This window comes from Bacillus sp. mrc49 (assembly GCF_002803435.1).
On the sequence record NZ_PHNG01000272.1, the window covers coordinates 1 to 496 of the forward strand.

1 protein-coding gene is annotated in these 496 nt (G+C 52.4%); it reads left to right on the plus strand.

The features are described from left to right. A partial coding sequence (locus CVN76_RS01925; protein WP_269800003.1) for an FGGY-family carbohydrate kinase occupies positions 1–496 on the plus strand: 496 nt, incomplete at both ends.

A 496-nucleotide genomic window follows, 5' to 3' on the forward strand; every position in this document is an offset into this window, starting at 1 on the left:
GTGGAAATCGAAAAAGCGAAGGCTTCGGGACTGGACTCGTATGAAATACTGACTGATATGGCCTCGGCTATTGCACCTGGTTCGGATGGACTCATTTTCCATCCGTATATGGCTGGGGAGCGTGCACCATTATGGAGTGCCGATGCAAGGGGCTCCTTCTTTGGACTGGCCCTTCACCATACACGTGATCATATGGTCCGCGCGGTACTCGAAGGCGTGATGTATAACCTCTATAGTGTCCTCCTCGCTGTAAGGGAACTGGCTGGCGCACCCGAGAAGATCCATGCAAGCGGCGGGTTTGTCCGCTCGAAGCTGTGGCGTCAGATCATGGCTGATGTTTTCAATCAGAACGTGACGATTCCTGAAAGCTTTGAAAGTTCGAGCTTGGGCGCAGCCGTGCTTGGGCTTTATGCTTTAGGGGAAATCGAAAGCCTCGATGAAGTGGAAGGGATGATTGGCGATACGAATGAGCTTGTGCCGATCGAGGCTAACGTTA